The sequence below is a fragment of the Agrococcus sediminis genome (assembly GCF_007923295.1).
Classification (GTDB): Bacteria; Actinomycetota; Actinomycetes; order Actinomycetales; family Microbacteriaceae; genus Agrococcus; species Agrococcus sediminis.
In genome coordinates, this window is record NZ_VOIR01000011.1 from 542,241 (window position 1) to 559,644 (window position 17,404).

Sequence of the window (17,404 nt, forward strand, 5' to 3'; positions counted from 1 at the left end):
ACTGTGGCCGTGGACGACCGGGCGAGGGCTCTGGACGCCGCGCACCGCAGCGCGACGGCATTCCTCGGCACGCTCGACGAGCGGCCGGTGTGGCCGCGCGCGAGCCTCGACGAGATGCTCGAGGTCTTCGGCGGCGCGCTGCCGGAGGAGGGCGCCGACCCGGCGGCGGTCGTGGAGGAGCTCGCGCGCGGCGCCGACGCGGGCCTGGCCGGCATCCCCGGCCCCCGCTTCTTCGGCTTCGTGATCGGCGGCACGCTGCCGGCGGCGCTCGCGGCCGACTGGCTCGTGTCGGCGTGGGACCAGAACTCCGGCTCGGCGATGCTGACCCCGGCGACGGTGGCGCTCGAGCGGGTCGCGGGGCAGTGGATGCTCGACCTCTTCGGCCTGCCGGCCACGGCGAGCGTCGGCTTCGTCACGGGCGGCCAGGTCGCCAACTTCACGTGCCTCGCCGCCGCCCGCAACGCCGTGCTCGCGCGGGCGGGCTGGGACCTGGCCGACCTCGGGCTGCACGGCGCCCCCGCGATCCGCCTCGTCGTCGGCGCCGACCGCCACGGCTCGATCGACCGCGCGGTGCGCTTCCTGGGCATCGGGCGCAGCGAGATCGTCGTCGTCGACGCCGACGAGGAGGGGCGGATGCGCCCGGACGCCCTCGAGCGCACGCTCGAGCACGGCGAGGGGCCGCTCATCGTCTGCCTGCAGGCGGGCGAGGTGCACACGGGTGCGTTCGACGACTTCGCCGCGCTCATCCCGATCGCGCACCGCAACGCGGCGTGGGTGCACGTCGACGGCGCCTTCGGGCTGTGGGCGGCGGCGAGCCCAGCGCTGCGGCACCTCACCGAGGGCATGGCGCAGGCCGACTCGTGGGCGACCGACGCGCACAAGACGCTCAACGTGCCGTACGACTGCGGCATGGCGATCGTGCGCGACCCGGCCGACTCGATCGCCGCCTTTCGCACCGGCGGCGACTACCTCGTCTACACCGGCCTCGATCCGTGGGACGTGACGCCCGAGCTCTCGCGCCGCGCACGCGGCGTGCCCGCCTGGGCGGCGCTGCGCAGCCTCGGCCGCACCGGGGTCGCGGCCCTCGTCGACAGGCTGCGGGCGAACGCGCTCGCGATGGCCGAGGGGCTCGACGCGATCGACGGCGTCGAGGTGGTGGCCGAGGTGCCGTACACGCAGGTCATGTTCCGGATGGGCTCCGACGACGCGACGCGGGCGCTCGGCGCCGCGATCCTCGCCGAGGGCACCGCGGTCGTGACGGGCGCCGAGTGGCGCGGCCGCGCGGCGCTGCGCTGCTCGATGTCGTCGTGGGCGACGCAGCCGAGCGACGTCGAGCGCACGCTCGCCGCGATCCGCGCCCTCGCCGCCGCCTGACGTCGCGCCGCCGCGACCTAGGCTGGAGCCATGACCCAGCCCCGCGTCGTCACGTTCCTCGGCCCCCGCGGCACGTTCACCGAGGCGGCGCTCGAGCAGGTCCCCGGCCTCGAGGACGCCGAGCGGGTGCCGGTCGCGAACGTCGCCGAGGCGCTCGCCGCGGTCTCCGAGGGCCGCTCCGACGCGGCGATGATCGCGATCGAGAACTCGATCGAGGGCGGCGTGACCGCCGCCCAGGACGCGCTCGCCGCGACCCCGGGCATCCGCATCCTCTCCGAGCACGTCGTGAGCGTGAACTTCTCGCTCGTCGCACCCGCGGGCGCGCGCCTCGACGACATCCGCGTCATCGCGGCCCACCCGGTCGCGTGGGCGCAGTGCGCCGGCTGGCTGCAGCGCGAGCTGCCCGGTCGCGCGCACCTGCCCGCCGCCTCCAACGTGACCGCGGCCGCCGACCTCGGCAGCGGCACCGCGCAGGCGGCGCTCTCGACGCCCACCATCGGCCACTGGGTCGAGGGGCTCGACGTGCTCGCCGACCGGATCGGCGACAACCCGGATGCGGTGACGCGCTTCCTGTTCGTGGGCCGCGCGGGCGCGCCCGGCGAGCCGACCGGCTCCGACAAGACGAGCCTCGTCGTCGAGCTGCCGAGCGACGAGCCGGGCATGCTGCTCGACATGCTCGAGCAGTTCGCCACCCGCGGGGTCAACCTCTCGCTCATCCAGTCGCGGCCCATCGGCGACCGGCTCGGGCGCTACCGCTTCGTGATGGACGCCGACGGCCACATCCGCGACGAGCGGGTGGCGGATGCGCTGCTCGGCCTCAAGCGCTTCAGCCCGTCGGTGACGTTCCTGGGCTCGTACCCGCGGGCCGACGGCCAGCGGATCGAGGTCGAGCACCGCTACTCGAACGCGTCGTTCGAGGACGCGCGCGACTGGCTGCGGGGGCTGCTCGCGGGGGAGCCGGACGCCTGATCGCTCGGCTCTGTTACGCGATATGACGATAGGAGCCATAAGCCTGCGTTAGGTTTGGCGACGGCCACCGCCCCGACAGGAAGACAGGCTCACCGTGATCCTCACCGGTCTCGCGCTCGGCGCACTCCTCGGCTTCGCCCTGCAGCGGGGGAGGTTCTGCGTCACCGGCGCCTTCCGCGACGTGTGGCTCGCGCGGCAGTCGCGCTGGCTCACCGCCTTCTTCGTCACCATCGCCGTGCAGGCGGTCGGCGCCTTCGCGCTCGATGCCGCTGGCGTCATCGAGCTCGGCGGCGGCGCCTTCCCCTGGCTTGCGGCGATCCTCGGCGGGCTCGTGTTCGGCTTCGCGATCGTCTACGCCGGCGGCTGCGCCACCGGCACCTACTACCGGGCCGGCGAGGGCCTCATCGGCTCGTGGATCGCGCTCGGCGGGTACGCGCTCGCGGCGGCCATCATGAAGCACGGGCCCGGCGCACCCGTCGTCGAGGCGCTGCGCGGCGTCTCGGCGCCCGTGGGCACCGTGCACGAGCTGCTCGGCGTCAGCCCGTGGATCCTCGTCGCCCTGCTGGTCGCCGGCACGGCCGCAGCCGTCTGGCACCACCTCCGCAAGGACGCCGCCCGGCCGAAGCCGGTGCAGCTGCCGGCGCGGGGCACGGGCCTCGCGCGCATCCTCTTCGAGCGGCCCTGGAACGCGTTCGCCACGGCGCTCGTGATCGGTCTCCTCGGCATCGCCGCGTTCCCCCTCTCGTGGGCCACCGGCCGCGAGTCGGGCCTCGGCATCACCACCCCGAGCGCCGACATCGTTGCCTTCCTCGTCACGGGCGACGCCGAGCTCGTCGACTGGGGCGTGATGCTCGTGCTCGGCATCCTGCTCGGCTCGTTCATCGCCGCGAAGGGCTCCGGCGAGTTCCGGGTGCGGGTGCCCGACGCGCAGACCGTGCTGCGCTCCACCGGCGGCGGGCTGCTCATGGGCGTCGGCGCCGCGATCGCGGGCGGCTGCACCATCGGCAACGCGATGGTGGGCTCGGCCACCTTCACGCTGCAGGGCTGGGTCTCGTTCGCGGCCATGCTGCTCGGCACCGGCATCGCCGTGCGCTTCGTGTTCGGCGCCCGGCGCGCCGAGCGCACGGTCGCGGCACCGACGCCCGTCGGCGTCTGACGGCCATCGCATCCATCGACCACTCGTCCATCCACCATCAGGAGGAACCATGACCGTCCACGTGCTCGAGACCGAGGGCCAGGTGTGCCCGTTCCCGCTCGTCGAGGCGAAGCGCGCCATCGCGGGCATCGCCTCCGGCGACGAGCTGCGCATCGACTTCGACTGCACCCAGGCGACCGACTCGCTGCCGCGCTGGGCGGCCGACGAGGGCTACCCGGTGACGGCCTTCGAGCGCACCGGCGACGCGAGCTGGACCATCACGGTGCAGAAGCCCTAGACCGCGACGCCCTCGTGCGAGCGGCGGTGCGGCACGCGCACCACGAGCGCGTCCTCGCGGACGCCGGCGCGCAACGCGATCGCGTCGCCGACCACATCGCCGTCGACCTGCACGGCGCGCGGCTCCTCGAGCCGCGCGTGCGTCTCCTTCGCCTGGCCGTAGCCGAGCGCGGCGCCGGTGCGCTGGCGTCCGAGGTGCCCGGTGCGGCGCAGCAGCTTCGTGACGAGCAGGTTGTTGCGGGCGACGTAGCCGGCGACCTGCAGCCAGCCGCGCGCGCCCTGCGGGCGGATGAGCGCGATGTCGAGCATGCCGTCGTCGACGACCGCGTCGGGCAGCACCACGATGCCGTTCGTCACCGTGCCGCAGTTGCCGATCAGCATCGTGTTGACGGTCGAGCGGGTCGTGCGGCCGCCGTCGAGGCGCACCTGCACGCGCACCTTGTCGAGCCCCGAGATCACGCGACCCGCGGCGTCGACGTAGGCGAGCCATCCGACCTTCTTCTTCAGCTCCTCGTCGGTCTTCTCGATCATCTCGGCGTCGAGGCCGAAGCCGACCATCACCGCGAACGCGTGCTTGGAGCGCGTGCCGTCGGGCGCCTCGATCTCGAGCTCGCCGAGGTCGATCTCGCGCTCGTCGCCCTCGAAGGCGTTGACGACCGCGTTCTTCAGGCTCGTCACGTCGATGCCGAGGTTGCGGGCCAGCAGGTTGCCGGTGCCAGCCGGGATGATCGCGAGCGGCACGTGCGCGCTCGTCACCGCGTCGGCCGCGACCCGCACCGTGCCGTCGCCGCCGGCGACGAGCAGCAGGTCGACGCCCGCGTCGAGGGCCGACCGCACGGCAGCCTCGCCGGCGTCGTCGGCGGAGGTCTCGAACCAGACGGGCTCCGACCACTCGAGCGGCTGCGCCGACTCGACCCGGACCGCGAGCTCGTCGCGGTCGATCTTGATGGGGTTGTAGACGATCCCTGCGCGCATGTCCGAACAGTACCCCGCGGATGCTGGGCCGCAGCAGTCGGGGCGTTCACCTGCCGCTCGTAGACTTGGGGCGTGATCGATCCCCAGCTGCTGCGCGAGCAGCCCGACCTCGTCAAGGCCAGCCAGGAGCGCCGCGGCGACCCGGTGTCGTACGTCGACGAGGCGCTCGAGGCCGAGCGCGCCCGCCGCGCCGCCATCACCGAGTTCGAGCGGCTGCGCGCCGAGCAGAACGCGCACGGCAAGCTCGTCGGCGCGGCCGCCAAGGAGGACCGGCCGGCGCTCATCGAGCAGGGCAAGGCGCTCGCCGCGGGCGTCAAGGAGGCGCAGGCGCGCGTCACCGAGGCCGAGGCGGCCTTCGACGCCGCCGTCTCGCGGCTCGGCAACCTAGTGCACCCCGACGTGCCCGCCGGCGAGGAGGCCAACTTCGTCACGCTCTCGACCCACGGCGAGGAGCGCGCGTTCGACTTCGAGGCGCGCGACCACGTCGAGCTGGGCGAGAGCCTCCAGGCATTCGACATCGTGCGCGGCGCGAAGGTCGCGGGCAGCCGCTTCTACTACCTGACCGGCATCGGCATGCGGCTCGAGCTCGCGATCATGCTCATGGGCCTCGACCAGGTGCTCGCCGACGGCTTCACGCCGCTCACGACGCCGACGCTCGTGCGGCCCGAGATCATGCGCGGCACCGGCTTCCTCGGCGAGCACGCCGACGAGGTCTACCACCTGCCCGCAGACGACCTCTACCTCACCGGCACGAGCGAGGTGGCGCTCGCGGGCTTCCACGCCGACGAGATCGTCGACCTCGAGCAGCCCAGGCGCTACGCCGGCTGGTCGACCTGCTACCGCCGCGAGGCGGGCTCGGCTGGCCGCGACACCCGCGGCATCCTGCGCGTGCACCAGTTCAACAAGCTCGAGATGTTCTCGTACGTGAAGCCCGACGAGGCCGAGGCCGAGCACGACCGCATGCGCGCGCTGCAGGAGCGCATGCTGCAGGCGTGCGAGCTCGACTACCGCGTCATCGACGTCGCGGCCGGCGACCTCGGCTCCTCCGCCGCCCGCAAGTTCGACATCGAGGCGTGGATCCCGTCGCAGCAGCAGTACCGCGAGCTCACCTCCACCTCGAACTGCACCACCTTCCAGGCGCGCCGCCTCGGCACCCGCTACCGCACCGAGACCGGCCGCACGGCGCCCGCCGCGACGCTCAACGGCACCGCCGCGACCACGCGCTGGCTCGTCGCGATCCTCGAGACGCACCAGCAGGCCGACGGCTCGGTGCGCGTGCCCGCCGCGCTGCAGCCCTACCTGGGCGGCATCGGGGTCATCGAGCCGGTCGGCGCGAGCGCCTGATGGAGCCGCTGCTGATCGGCCTCGACATCGACGGCACCGTCGTGCACGAGGACGACTCGCTCTCGCCGAGGGTGGCGGATGCGGTGCGCCGCGTCGTCGAGGCCGGTCACGTCGTCGTGCTGGCCACCGGCCGCTCGCAGGCGACCACCGAGTCGACCGCGGTGCGGCTCGGCATCGAGCCGAGCCACCTCGTGTCGGCGAACGGCGCGCTCGTGCTCGCGCGCCGCGGCGACGCCTACGAGCCGGTGCACGTCGAGACCTTCGACCCGTCCGACGCCCTCCGCACGATCGCCCAGGGACTGCCGACCGGCTCCTTCATGGTCGAGGACGCCACGGGCCACCGCCGGTACACCGACGGCATGGTCGACTGGAACCTCGACGTCGCCGAGCGCGTCGAGTTCGAGGACCTGCTCGAGGTGCCGGCGCTGCGCGTCGTCGTGATGAGCCCCGACCACGAGGTCGACGAGTTCCTCGAGATCGTCGAGGGGATGGGCCTGCACAAGGTGTCCTACGCGATCGGCTACTCGTCGTGGCTCGACATCGCGCCGGAGGGCGTCAACAAGGCGACGGGGCTCGAGCACGTCGCCGAGGACCTCGGCATCCCGCGCGACCGCATCCTCGTCGTCGGCGACGGCCGCAACGACATCGAGATGTTCGAGTGGGTCGCCGAAGGCGGAGGCAGGGCCGTGGCGATGGGCCAGGCGCCCGACGAGGTGAAGGCCGCGGCGACCGAGGTCACCGCCGACGTGCAGGGCGACGGCCTGGCGCTCGTGCTCGAGGGGCTGCTCGTCCGGGCCTGAGGCCGCGATGGCGCGGCGAGGCCGGCCCCTCACCCACAGGATCCCGACAGCCCGCCGGTAGGCGGCGCATCCGCTCCGGCCGTAGAATCGTCCGAAGCCCCGCCGCATCCCAGCCGCGGAGGGAGCATCGGGAGGGCTGTCCGAGCGGCCGATGGAGCCGGTCTTGAAAACCGGTGGGCAGCGATGCCTCGTGGGTTCGAATCCCACGCCCTCCGCACCGCAGACAGCACGACGCACGAGAGGGGCAGGCCATGGCAGACGAGCGCACCGGCTCGGTCGTCGACACCTCGGCGATGGCGCCCCGGCACGGCCGCCTGCGCCGGCACTCGGGCCTCGCGCACGTGCTGCGCTGGCTCGGCCTCGGCATGGCCGTCGTGCTCGTCGCGGTCGTCGGCGTCGCCGGCATCTCGCTGCTGCGGCTGACGACGGGCATCGCCACCGTCGACCTCGGCGGCGACGTGCCGCCCGCGCAGGCCGGCTTCGCGCCCTACGAGGGCGGGTTCACGATCCTGCTCGTCGGCTCCGACCAGCGCGAGGGCCAGGGCGCCGAGTTCGGCGAGGGCGCGTACGACGGCCAGCGGCTCAACGACGTCACGATGCTGCTGCACGTGAGCGACGACCACAGCCTCGCCCGGGTCGTCTCGTTCCCGCGCGACCTCGTGGTCGACTTCCCCGCATGCGAGGACCCGGAGACGGGCGAGGTCGCCCCGGCGGCCGACGGCGTGCAGTTCAACCAGGCGCTCAACCGCGGCGGGCTCTCGTGCGTGGCCGAGGTCGTCACCGACCTCACGGGCATCGAGGTGCCGTACGCGGCGATGATCACGTTCCAGGGCGTCATCTCGATGTCGAGCGCCGTGGGCGGCGTGCCGGTGTGCTTCGCCGGCCCGATCGACGACCCGTGGACGGGCCTGCAGATCCCGGAGGCGGGCGTGCACGAGCTCGAGGGCGAGCAGGCGCTCGCCTTCCTGCGCTCGCGGCACGGCGTCGGCGACGGCTCCGACCTCGCGCGCATCTCGTCGCAGCAGGTGTTCCTGTCGTCGCTCGTGCGCACACTCCAGTCGGATGCGGTGCTGACGGATGTGACGCGGCTCTACGCGATCTCGCAGGTGGCGATCGAGAACATGACGCTCTCGTCGGGCCTCGGCGACGTCGGCACGATGGTGTCGATGGCGCGCGTGCTCGCCGACATCCCGCTCGAGACCATGCAGTTCGTGCTCTACCCGAACGTGCCCGAGGGCGTGCGGGTGGTGCCCGACGAGGAGCGCGCCGACGAGCTCATGCGGCGCATCCGCCTCGAGCAGCCGATCGAGCTCGGCGAGGACTCGCTCGGGGTCGGGTCGACCGACGAGACGCCGGCGGCGACCGATGGCCCGGACGCGACCGCGACGCCCGAGCCCGAGGTCACCGAGACGGCGGCGCCGACCGAGACGCTCGAGCCGGGCGCGACGCCGACGCCCACGCCCACCGACGAGCTCGAGGGCGTCATCGGCCAGGATGCCTCGCAGGAGTCGTGCGTGGTGCCGTTCGGCGGCTGAGGCGGCTCAGCAGGCTCAGCCCAGCAGGTCCTGGCGCGCCTCGGGGATGCCGTGGCGGTTGGGGCGCTCGGCGCGACGGGCGGCGAGCAGCATCGGCAGCGAGCCGGGGCACCAGCCCCGCACCGCGCCGACCAGCACGAGCGCCGCGAACGCGCCGACAGCCCCGGCCAGCAGGGGCTGGTCGAGGCTGTCGAGCGCGAAGGCGGCGAGCAGCAGGCCGACGAGGGCCTGCACGATGCGCTCGCCGCGGCCGGCGCCGCAGGCGCGCGCTCGCGCCGGGCGACGGCCGTCGGTCATGACGCGGGCTGCTCGGCGCGCTGCTCGGCGATCTGGCGTCGCACGTCGTCCATGTCGAGCCCGCGCACGGCCTCGATGACCGAGTCGAGCTGCGGTGCGCCGAGCGCGCCGGGCTGGGAGAAGACGAGGACGCCCTCGCGGAACGCCATCAGCGTGGGGATGGAGGTGATGCGGAAGCCGGCGGCGAGGTCCTGCTGGGCCTCGGTGTCGACCTTCCCGAAGTGGATGTCGGGGTGCTTGGTGGCTGCCTGCTCGAAGATGGGCGCGAACATGCGGCAGGGGCCGCACCAGCCGGCCCAGAAGTCCAGCAGCACGATGTCGTTGCCGGTGATCGCGGCCTCGAGGTTCTGTGCGGTGATCTCGTGAGTGCTCATGGTTCGAGTATACCCCCTGGGGTATTTTCCCGCTAGGGCTGGACGATCGCGAGGCCGGTGGCGGCCGCCGCCTGGTCGAGCGATCCGAGGTTCGTCACGTCGTCGAAGCCGGCCTGCTCCATGAGGGCCTCGGCCTGCGCGGCGCGGCTGCCCGAGCGGCAGTAGACGAGGTAGGCGGCATCCGGGTCCATCTCGGGCAGCGCCGCGGCGAGCTCGCCGCTGCTGACGTCGCGCAGCTCGGCGCCCTCGAGGTGGCCGCCGGCGAACTCCTCGGGCGTGCGCACGTCGAGCACGATCGTGTCGGCGGCGATGGGGGCGGATGCGGTGGGCTCGGCGGCGCTGGCGCAGCCGACGGCCGAGACGGCGACGGCGAGCACGGCGACGAGCGATGCGATGGTGCGGGGCTTGGTGGCCATGGTGGTTCCTTCGGTGGTGGGGAGGGTGCGGGGGAAGCGGTTCAGGAGGCGGCGCAGACGCCGCCGGGGCAGTGCTGGGGCGGCGTCGTGCCGAAGGCGCGCTGGAGGGCGCAGCCGACGCAGATGCCGAAGGCGGTCTCGGCGAAGAGCATGCCGAGGCAGAGGGCGCAGAGCGCGAGCGTGACCCAGAGCGGGGCGCCGAGCACGCCGAACGGCTGGAGCGGCGCCTGCGAGCCGGTCGCCGCGGCGAGCCCGAAGGCGATGCCGCCGGCGAGCAGCAGCAGGCCGGCGGCGGCGCGCACGGCGCGCTCGTCGACGACGGGCACGGCGTAGCCCGGCAGGTGCCGCCCGATGCGAGGGGCATCTGCCGGGCCGGCCGTCGTCATCGCGCCATCGGGAGGTCCGCCTCGACCCACGCGAGCATCCCGCCCTGCATGTTGTCGACGGCGAAGCCGGCGTCCCCGAGGAACATCGCGGCGCGGCCCGAGCGGTTGCCGGAGCGGCAGATCGCGATGACCGGGCGCGCCTTGTCGAGCTCGTCGAAGCGGTACGGCAGGTCGCCCAGCGGGATGTGGCGGGCGCCGGGGATCATCCCTGCGGCGACCTCGGCGTCCTCGCGGACGTCGACCAGCTGCGCGTCGCCGCCGAGGCGGCGCTGCACGTCGTGCACGGCGATGTCAGCCATGCCGCTGCCTCACGCCGCCGCGCCGGCGAGCACGGGCTCGTTGCCCGCGACCGACACCCAGCCCTGGTACGAGCCGTCGAGCTCGGCCACGTCGAAGCCCTCGCGCCGCAGCGCGCTCGCGACGATGCTGTTGCGCACGCCGCTCTGGCAGTACGTGACGATCGTGCCCTCGGCGGGCAGCTCGTCGGTGTGCCACAGGGCGCGGCCGCCGCTCAGGTGCTCGGAGCCGGGGATGCTGCCGTCGGCGTGCTCGGTGCGGTTCCGCACGTCGAGCAGCAGCACGTGCGGGAAGCCGCCGAGCGCGTCGGGGGAGACGAGCTTCGGCTCGACGAGCTCGAGCCCCTCGAGGCTCGTCACGAAGCCGGCGACCCGGTCGATGCCCACGCGCACCAGGTGGTCGCGCAGCTCGGCGGCCTCGTCGGCGTCGGCGGCGAGCAGCACGAGCGGGCGCTCCTCGGTCTGCGGGTCGTAGACCCACGCGCCGTAGCTCGCGGCCTTCGCGACGCCCGGCACGTTCAGCGAGCGGGGCACCGTGCCCTCGTGCACCGCGTGGTGGTCGCGGCTGTCGACGAAGATCGCCTCATCGGCTGCGAGGGCCGCGGTCAGCTCTGCCGCGGTGTACTCGCGCAGCTCGCCGGTGCCCTCGAGCAGCGCCGGGCCGACGCGGTTCTCGGTCTTCATGCGCGCGAAGTAGGCGTGCGCATCCGGCTGGCCGCCGAGCAGGTCGTCGATGAAGCCCTGCTCGTCGTCGTTCCGCAGGTACGTGCTCCACCACGAGAACGCGCGCTCGTAGCCGACGGTCGACGCGGGGATCGCGCCGAGCGCCTTGCCGCACGCGCTGCCGGCGCCGTGGGCGGGCAGCACCTGCACGTAGTCGGGCAGCGTGAGGAAGCGGTCGCGGAGGCTCGCGAAGAGGTCCTTCGCTCCCTGGAAGCGGGTGTCGACGCCGCCGGCGGCCTCGTCGAGCAGGTCCGGGCGGCCCAGGTCGCCGACGAAGACGAAGTCGCCGGTCAGCATGAAGCCGGGCTCGTCCGCCTGCGCGCCGTCGGTCACGAGGAAGGAGAGGTGCTCGGGCGTGTGGCCCGGCGTGTGCACGGCCTCGACGGTGATGTTGCCGAGGCGGATGCGGTGGCCGTCCTTCATGCGCACGGCGTCGTCGAAGCCGTCGCCGTAGGTCCAGTCGGGCCCGCCCTCGTCGGAGACGAACATCGTGGCGCCGGTGGCGGCCGCGAGCTCGCGGGTGCCCGACAGGTAGTCGGCGTGGATGTGCGTCTCGGTCACGGCGGCGATCCGCATGCCCTTGCGCTCGGCGAGCTCCAGGTAGACGCGGATGTCGCGGCGCGGGTCGACCACGACGGCCTCGCCGCTCGCCTGGCAGCCGATGACGTAGCTCGCCTGCGCGAGGTCCTCGTCGTAGATGCGTTCCAGCAGCATGGTGCTCCTTCTCTCGCTCTCAGTGGTGGGCCGCGCTGCTCAGCAGCTGCAGCGGTCGGCCTGGGGGACGCCGGCCAGCGCCTCGTCGACGTGCTGGCCGCAGCCGGCCCAGGTCGGCTTGCCGCAGGTGTCGCAAGTGATGCGCATGCACATGGTGTGGTCCTCTCGTCTGTCTGCTCTTGATACCCCGGGGGGTATGTATCCACGATACCCCGAGGGGTATCCTTGTTGTCAACACCACGAAGGAAGCAGGTCATCATGGCGAGCGAACTGGCAGCCGGGCTCGACGCCGAGGCGCAGCGCAAGATCATCAACCGGCTCCGCCGCGCCCACGGGCAGCTCGGCGCCGTCATCGCGGCGGTCGAGCAGGAGGCGCACTGCCGCGACATCGTGCAGCAGCTCTCCGCGGTCTCGAAGGCGGTCGACCGGGCGGGCTTCCTCGTCGTCTCGACCGCGCTCCGCGAGTGCCTGACCGATCCCGAGGGCGACGACACCGCGCAGGTGGAGGAGCTCGAGAAGCTCTTCCTGTCGCTCGCCTGACCGGGCCCGCTCGCCCGGCGGCGAAGCGCATCCGCACCCTTTGGTAGCATTGCGGTCGGCCTGCCTGACGGCGGGCCGAGGAGACGTCGCATAGTCCGGCCTAGTGCACCACCCTGCTAAGGTGGAGTCCCCAATAGGGGACCGAGGGTTCAAATCCCTCCGTCTCCACGAAAAGAGCCCTTCGGGGCTTTTTTTGTGTCATCCTACGGTTCACACGCGATTATCTGCGTCATATCGACCTCTCACGCAACTTCCTTGCGAGGCGGCAAGGGGTGCTTTCCGTTTCGTGTTGAGTTTCGTGTTGAGTGACCGCTCCTCGCGGGTAGCATCGGCACCGTGCCCCGCCCTCGCTCCTCGCAGCCCTCGACCTACCCCGTGACGGTCAAGAGTGCGAACGGACGCAAGCAGCGTGTGTGGAGGACTGTCCGCACCTACTACGTCGATGACAAGCCGAAGAAGGTCTCCGTAGACAGGAAGACCCCGCAGGCATCCATCGAAGCGTTCGAGCTCGCGTGGGCAAGGAAGCAGGTGGAGCTCGGACTGCTCCCTGCTTCTGAGCTGCCTGACGCTGCGAAGCCGAAGCCCCGCTCTGATGGTCGCCTCTACGGGAGCGTCATTGACGAGTGGTGGGAGGTGCGGAAGACGAAGGGGCGTGCGGAGGGGACGCTCAACGCTGACGAGAACCTCCTCAACCTCCACATCCGACCCGCGTTCGCTCATCGCACGCTCTCTGCCATCACCGAGGCGGACGTTCGCAAGTTCCTGAACGAGACGCTCACCGAGAAGGGCTTGGGCGGCTCCGTGAAGCGACGATGCTTCCTGACCGTCAGGGAGGTGTTCACCCATGCCATCCGACGTGGCTACACGACGACTGACCCGTGCCGGTGGATCGAAGCCCCCGTGTATGAGCCGGAGGTTCGCAACGCCGACAACTCGAAGCGGACGTGGATGCCCGAGCGGATGCTCGAGAAGATGCGAGGCACCACGGAGGAGAGCTATTGGGTGATGGCGTTCCTCGGGCTGCGACAGTCTGAGCGGCTCGGTCTCGGTTGGTCATCCTTCGAGAACCTCGCCAACAGGAGGAAGACCGCGTTCGTCGCTGTGGACAGGCAGCTCGAGCGATACAAGGTCAAGGACGCCGCTGACAGCCCCACAGGGAAGGCAGAGTGGGGACTGCGGGTGAAGTGGGTCATGAAGACCAAGAACGGTGAGCGGACGTTCGCTCTCTCCGAAGAGGTCAGGGAAGCCCTCCTGCGATGGAAGAAGCAGCAGGACGAGTGGAAGAAGAGCGAGGGTTGGAAGCAGTCGGATGACGCTGCCATTGCTGACCTCGTGTTCACGAACCCTGACGGCACACCCATCAAGCACGTCGCTGACAACAAGGCGTGGCACAAGCTGTTCGACCGCTTCTCTGAGGAGGCGGTCAAGGCCGGCAGACGACCGTGGGCACAGGTTCGCGGTCACGACATGCGACACATCGCTGCCACCATCCTCGCCAAGGAGGGTGTGCCTCCTCGTCACGCCACGAAGATCCTTGGTCACGGCACTGAGGCGATGACCTCGTATTACACGCACCTTGACGCGAGGGACACCATCGAGAGCGTGGGTGCTCTGACATCTGCCATCTTCGCCCGCTCCCTCAAGACGCTTGATGAGGAGGTCGCTGAGGGAGCCGTGGTGGAGATACCTGACGCGGTGAAGCAGCAGGTGAAGAAGACGAAGCGGAAGGTCGCTCCTGCCGTGGAGAAGGCAGAGCCTGCCTCTGTGGTCGAGCCTGCTTCTGTTCCCGCGATGGAGAGCGTCAGCGATGTGCTCCTCGCTCGGCAGCTCGAGGCTGTGCGGGACCGGATGAGCGTCAGCAACCCATCGCTGAATGACATCCCTGACGCTGTGCTGATGCGGGCGGTTCAGCAGGCGATGGCAGACCTGACCTCCACCGACGCACTCAACTGACTTTCATACGGCAGGGGAGACATCGACGGCTTCGGTAGGGTTCCGACGACCTGACCTTGGAAGGAACCCTGTGCGTATCTCAGAAGCGATAGAGCTGCTCCAACGAGCCAACCTCCCCGCTGACACGGAGGTGGTGATGGAGTTCCACGACATCGAGGATGTTGCTCACCGCTTGGATGTGACGACGGAGAGCCTCGAGCCGCTGTGGTCGCAGGTGGTGGAGCGATGGAACCATTCCTCGCACGACCTGCTCACTCCTCTCGCAGACATCGCACTCACGGTCGCATCCGAGCAGGGTGTGACGCTCACGCCCGAGGACGTATAGGAACGCTGTGACGCTGTAAGGCTCTGTGCGGCGTCAGAATCGCTGAGGCACACTCAGAGCGTGCCTGAACGGTAAAACGCCGCACAGAGCGGCGGAGAGCCGCCTGTGGGCTATCAGCCCCCGAGGTAGTCCGTCTGAGCGTGACGCTCGACCGTGGAACGGTCATAGGAGCGGAGCGTTCCCATATCCCGGTGCCCCGACACGGCAGCGATGGATGCCTCCGGCACGCCTGCCTGCGAGGACAGGGTGATGAACGTGGCTCGGAGGCTGTGGGAGGAGAACGCCTCCGCTCCCTGAGCCGTCACGATGCCCGCATCCGTCAGGTGCTTCCGCAGCAGGTGGGTGATGGTCAGGGATGCGACAGTGATGGGGTCGCTCGTCAGCCCGTGGGTGCCTCGGATGGTGGGGAACAGCGGCAGGTCAGGGTGTGAGGCCGGCGTGTAGGAGTGAAGCCCCTCCATCAGCGTGAGCCACAGTCGCAGATGACGGGTCGGGTCGAGGCGGTAGTTCGCGGACGATGCCACAGGGATGAACGCTCCCTCGCCCGTCTGATCGGTCTTGGAGTGGCGGATGTGGAGCAGGTAGCCGCCCGTGAGCCTCAGAGCGGGGGACACGTCACCGAGGGTAAGCAGGGCGATGTTGGAGGAGCGGAGAGCTCCTGCGATGCCGATGCTGAGCAGTGCCTTGTCGCGGATGCTTCGGAGCGTGTGCTTCTTGGAAAGGTAGGCGTAGAGGGCGGTGAGCTGCTCGACGGTGAGAGCCTGTGCCTTCCTCGGGTTGTGGGAGCGGAGCGTGCGTGCGGCTCCCTGCGTGAACGCCTTCACGGGTGCGGAGTGGAGCAGAGCCTCGAACCGAGGGTTGGTGCGGGAGGCATCCCACTTGAGAGCGGCGAGGTGCTTGTTCAGCGTGGAGAGGGTCTTGCCCTCGCTCATCAGCGTGTTCAGGTAGATGAGCACGCCTGCGATGTAGCCATCGGTGTCGATGGTGCCGTCCTCGAGGAACGGGTATGCCTGCCGGTCGGTGTTGCGGACGAACGCCGCGTACTGAGCCACCACCGTCTCGTAGGCACGCCGGGTAGCGGGGGAGAGGGAAGCGTTGATGACCTCCACCACGGCAGAGAAGTCGTTCGGCAGGAGGTCAAGCTCCTGAGGGACGAGCGGGGCGATGTCGGTGGTGTTCTCCATGCCCTGAACGCTGCCGGGGGCGGCTGACACAAGTATCGGGAAGTTCCTCGTGAGAAGGAGACTTCCCGATACTTGTGCAGGTTGCGGTCGGCTCAGAAGTCAGACGATGCGCTCCGTGAAGACACACGGTGGCGGGTGCGGGAAGTCAGCGTCGAGAACTTCGAGAACCTCCGCGTCATCATGTGGCTCCAAGTACGTCAATGGGGTTCGTTTCCGCACGCTCGGCGGCACGCTTCGCAAGCCGCCTGCCACGCTCGTCACGAACCATCTCGAAGAGCTCGTAGCCTTCATCGTCGGGGTCGAATGGGTCGGCAAGGAGTTCTCGTGAGTTTCGGTCGAACTGCGTCCACGACAGTTTCGGGTTGAGCAGTCCGCTCATGCGGGTCTCCCACAGTCCGTTATTGACGAGGTCGATAAGAAGGTCACGCGGAACGTCGTCGCGCTCGGCAACCTTCGGCAGCACCGAGGTGTTCCCATCGCGTCCTCGCCAAGACGAGTACATGCCCCACAGGACATCAGCAGGGGTCTTCGGATTCTCCGCAAGATACTCGTCGATGAAGAAGCGGGGTCCTGCGTGGAAAATCGCTCGGAGCACAGTTGGACTCGTCACCCATCCCGCAGCATCCTCGAGGAGTTCCCATACCAAGTCAGCGCCATACTCAGGCAGAGGTGGCAGTTCATCATCGGGCACATCCGCTACCGCGAAGTCGAGGTCAAAGTTCTCGCAGAGATGCTGAATCAGCTTTTCGTGAACGCGAGAGTAGGGAACAAGTTCCTGAGTGTTCGTCGCGCCCATTACGCTGCCGCCTTCCCGAGACGAGCGAACATCTCCGGCAGGTGTGCCTCTCCTCGCTCCGACATCGGGACGAACTCGGCACCGGCTGCCACAAGGGAAGCAACGCTCCGCGAGTCCTCGAGGCGAGCGCGCATCTGCTGAGCACCGAACTCCTCATTCAGCCGCCGGACGAGAGCCTCCACGCGAGGGTCACCGTCCGTGTAGTCGTGGATGTAGATGCCGACAGGCGTGGAGAGGGAGGTGAGCAGGGGTGCCTCCCCGACGCGGAACGAGACGGCTTCGACATCACCGATCACGAGGCTGATGCAAGCGTGACGCAGGGCTGTGGCGGAGATTTCTTGACCGAACTGTGCCTCGTAGAAGGCGGCGATCTTCTCCGCCTCGGGGAGGGGGCACAGCTCATCGAGGATCGTGGCGTTATCCAGCACGAAGTCGTGACCATCGAGGTTGATGAGCACATGTGACGGGAGGTGAGCGGCTCGCTCGGGTCCGACAGGGCTGACCATCCCACTCTCCGTCCGCTTCACGATGAGACCGGGCAGCTGAATAGCCATCGGGACGGCGCGAGCGAACTGACGCTTCACGGGGCGCTTGGACTTCTTCTTGGACATTCGGGTTTCCTTTCGGTGTTGGTTGTGGTCTCACCTCCTTCGGGTTGGCTTCTCGGCAGGTGCCGAGTTGCTTTCCTTGCTTGTTTGGCTTGACATACTCAGAATAGCCGGTAATGTTCTCGCACTCAAATGAAAACCGGGAACTACCTGACCCTTTGCCGGGTTTATGCCCGAAACACAAGGAATATCCGGCGATGATCACTTTTCGACTACTGCAATTCCGGGCGTGTCGCGGGCTTTGATGTCAGTGGGTGCCTTTACAGTTCGCGCTGCGACATCCGCGCGTTGTGGCGTGAGGGGCGCGCTTGGTTAGGCGCTGAATACTGCATCCAAGAAGTCTTCATCCCGCGCATGAGTTGC

General features: G+C 70.0%; 20 protein-coding genes and 2 tRNA genes. 12 read left to right on the forward strand and 10 right to left on the reverse strand.

Going from position 1 to position 17,404, the window contains the following annotated elements:
* The first annotated feature begins 9 nt into the window (after positions 1-9).
* The 4 genes from FQ330_RS02980 to FQ330_RS02995 all read left to right on the forward strand — a co-directional run bounded on the left by FQ330_RS02980 (position 10) and on the right by FQ330_RS02995 (position 3,776).
* Positions 10-1,374: a pyridoxal phosphate-dependent decarboxylase family protein gene (locus FQ330_RS02980; RefSeq protein WP_146355091.1), complete on the forward strand. Its 1,365-nt coding sequence runs from the start codon at positions 10-12 to the stop codon at positions 1,372-1,374.
* Positions 1,375-1,404: 30 nt separating this feature from the next.
* Entirely contained in the window at positions 1,405-2,343 is a 939-nt protein-coding gene (gene pheA / locus FQ330_RS02985; protein ID WP_146355093.1) for a prephenate dehydratase, read from the forward strand.
* Positions 2,344-2,437: 94 nt separating this feature from the next.
* Positions 2,438-3,499, forward strand: a complete 1,062-nt coding sequence (locus FQ330_RS02990; RefSeq protein ID WP_146355095.1) for a YeeE/YedE family protein — start codon at positions 2,438-2,440, stop codon at positions 3,497-3,499.
* A 49-nt stretch (positions 3,500-3,548) separates the two neighbouring features.
* Positions 3,549-3,776 carry a sulfurtransferase TusA family protein gene (locus tag FQ330_RS02995; protein ID WP_128189812.1) on the forward strand — a complete coding sequence of 76 codons (228 nt, stop codon included), beginning with the start codon at positions 3,549-3,551 and terminating at the stop codon, positions 3,774-3,776.
* On the opposite strand, the gene FQ330_RS03000 is transcribed toward FQ330_RS02995, so the two are convergent.
* A complete protein-coding gene (locus FQ330_RS03000) occupies positions 3,773-4,750 on the reverse strand; it encodes a diacylglycerol/lipid kinase family protein (RefSeq protein ID WP_146355097.1) in 978 nt (325 codons plus the stop codon). The two genes, FQ330_RS02995 and FQ330_RS03000, sit on opposite strands and share 4 nt — an antisense overlap.
* A 72-nt stretch (positions 4,751-4,822) precedes the next feature.
* On the opposite strand from FQ330_RS03000, the gene serS reads away from it, so the two are divergent.
* From serS to FQ330_RS03020, 4 genes are all read left to right on the forward strand, one after another.
* A complete protein-coding gene (serS, locus tag FQ330_RS03005; protein WP_146355098.1) occupies positions 4,823-6,094 on the forward strand; it encodes a serine--tRNA ligase in 1,272 nt (423 codons plus the stop codon).
* Entirely contained in the window at positions 6,094-6,894 is an 801-nt protein-coding gene (locus FQ330_RS03010; RefSeq protein WP_146355100.1) for an HAD family hydrolase, read from the forward strand. The genes serS and FQ330_RS03010 overlap by 1 nt, the downstream gene beginning before the upstream one ends.
* 130 nt (positions 6,895-7,024) lie before the next feature.
* Positions 7,025-7,109, forward strand: a tRNA-Ser gene (locus tag FQ330_RS03015).
* A 36-nt stretch (positions 7,110-7,145) separates the two neighbouring features.
* A complete protein-coding gene (locus FQ330_RS03020; RefSeq protein WP_146355102.1) occupies positions 7,146-8,429 on the forward strand; it encodes an LCP family protein in 1,284 nt (427 codons plus the stop codon).
* A gap of 15 nt (positions 8,430-8,444) precedes the next feature.
* Here the strand turns inward: FQ330_RS03020 and FQ330_RS03025 are convergent, their stop codons facing one another.
* Genes FQ330_RS03025 through FQ330_RS03050 form a run of 6 tightly spaced genes read right to left on the reverse strand, consistent with a single transcriptional unit; the run spans position 8,445 to position 11,635 of the window.
* On the reverse strand, positions 8,445-8,726 hold the full coding sequence (locus tag FQ330_RS03025; RefSeq protein WP_146355104.1) for a DUF2892 domain-containing protein: 282 nt from the start codon (positions 8,724-8,726) through the stop codon (positions 8,445-8,447).
* Positions 8,723-9,100: a thioredoxin gene (trxA, locus tag FQ330_RS03030; protein WP_146355106.1), complete on the reverse strand. Its 378-nt coding sequence runs from the start codon at positions 9,098-9,100 to the stop codon at positions 8,723-8,725. The genes FQ330_RS03025 and trxA overlap by 4 nt, the downstream gene beginning before the upstream one ends.
* 32 nt (positions 9,101-9,132) lie before the next feature.
* Positions 9,133-9,516 carry a rhodanese-like domain-containing protein gene (locus tag FQ330_RS03035; RefSeq protein ID WP_146355108.1) on the reverse strand — a complete coding sequence of 128 codons (384 nt, stop codon included), beginning with the start codon at positions 9,514-9,516 and terminating at the stop codon, positions 9,133-9,135.
* A gap of 41 nt (positions 9,517-9,557) precedes the next feature.
* Positions 9,558-9,902 carry a hypothetical protein gene (locus FQ330_RS03040; RefSeq protein WP_146355110.1) on the reverse strand — a complete coding sequence of 115 codons (345 nt, stop codon included), beginning with the start codon at positions 9,900-9,902 and terminating at the stop codon, positions 9,558-9,560.
* A complete protein-coding gene (locus tag FQ330_RS03045) occupies positions 9,899-10,201 on the reverse strand; it encodes a rhodanese-like domain-containing protein (protein WP_146355112.1) in 303 nt (100 codons plus the stop codon). Before FQ330_RS03045 ends, FQ330_RS03040 begins: the two co-directional genes overlap by 4 nt.
* Before the next feature lie 9 nt (positions 10,202-10,210).
* On the reverse strand, positions 10,211-11,635 hold the full coding sequence (locus FQ330_RS03050) for an MBL fold metallo-hydrolase (protein ID WP_146355114.1): 1,425 nt from the start codon (positions 11,633-11,635) through the stop codon (positions 10,211-10,213).
* A 258-nt stretch (positions 11,636-11,893) separates the two neighbouring features.
* On the opposite strand from FQ330_RS03050, the gene FQ330_RS03055 reads away from it, so the two are divergent.
* From FQ330_RS03055 to FQ330_RS03070, 4 genes are all read left to right on the forward strand, one after another.
* Complete coding sequence (locus FQ330_RS03055) at positions 11,894-12,175, forward strand: metal-sensitive transcriptional regulator (RefSeq protein WP_146355116.1); 282 nt, start codon at positions 11,894-11,896, stop codon at positions 12,173-12,175.
* A 79-nt stretch (positions 12,176-12,254) separates the two neighbouring features.
* Positions 12,255-12,343: transfer RNA gene (locus FQ330_RS03060), tRNA-Ser, on the forward strand.
* A 207-nt stretch (positions 12,344-12,550) separates the two neighbouring features.
* The gene (locus tag FQ330_RS03065; RefSeq protein WP_146355118.1) at positions 12,551-14,128 is read left to right on the forward strand and encodes a tyrosine-type recombinase/integrase; all 1,578 of its coding nucleotides are present in this window, start codon (positions 12,551-12,553) and stop codon (positions 14,126-14,128) included.
* 136 nt (positions 14,129-14,264) lie between these two features.
* Positions 14,265-14,453, forward strand: a complete 189-nt coding sequence (locus FQ330_RS03070; protein WP_146355120.1) for a hypothetical protein — start codon at positions 14,265-14,267, stop codon at positions 14,451-14,453.
* Between the two features lie 113 nt (positions 14,454-14,566).
* Here FQ330_RS03070 and FQ330_RS03075 read toward each other — a convergent pair whose 3' ends face one another.
* From FQ330_RS03075 to FQ330_RS03085, 3 genes are all read right to left on the reverse strand, one after another.
* Entirely contained in the window at positions 14,567-15,637 is a 1,071-nt protein-coding gene (locus FQ330_RS03075) for a site-specific integrase (RefSeq protein ID WP_146355122.1), read from the reverse strand.
* A 178-nt stretch (positions 15,638-15,815) separates the two neighbouring features.
* The gene (locus FQ330_RS03080) at positions 15,816-16,433 is read right to left on the reverse strand and encodes a hypothetical protein (protein WP_146355124.1); all 618 of its coding nucleotides are present in this window, start codon (positions 16,431-16,433) and stop codon (positions 15,816-15,818) included.
* Positions 16,433-17,044, reverse strand: a complete 612-nt coding sequence (locus FQ330_RS03085) for a hypothetical protein (RefSeq protein WP_146355126.1) — start codon at positions 17,042-17,044, stop codon at positions 16,433-16,435. The genes FQ330_RS03080 and FQ330_RS03085 overlap by 1 nt, the downstream gene beginning before the upstream one ends.
* Positions 17,045-17,404 lie beyond the last annotated feature (360 nt).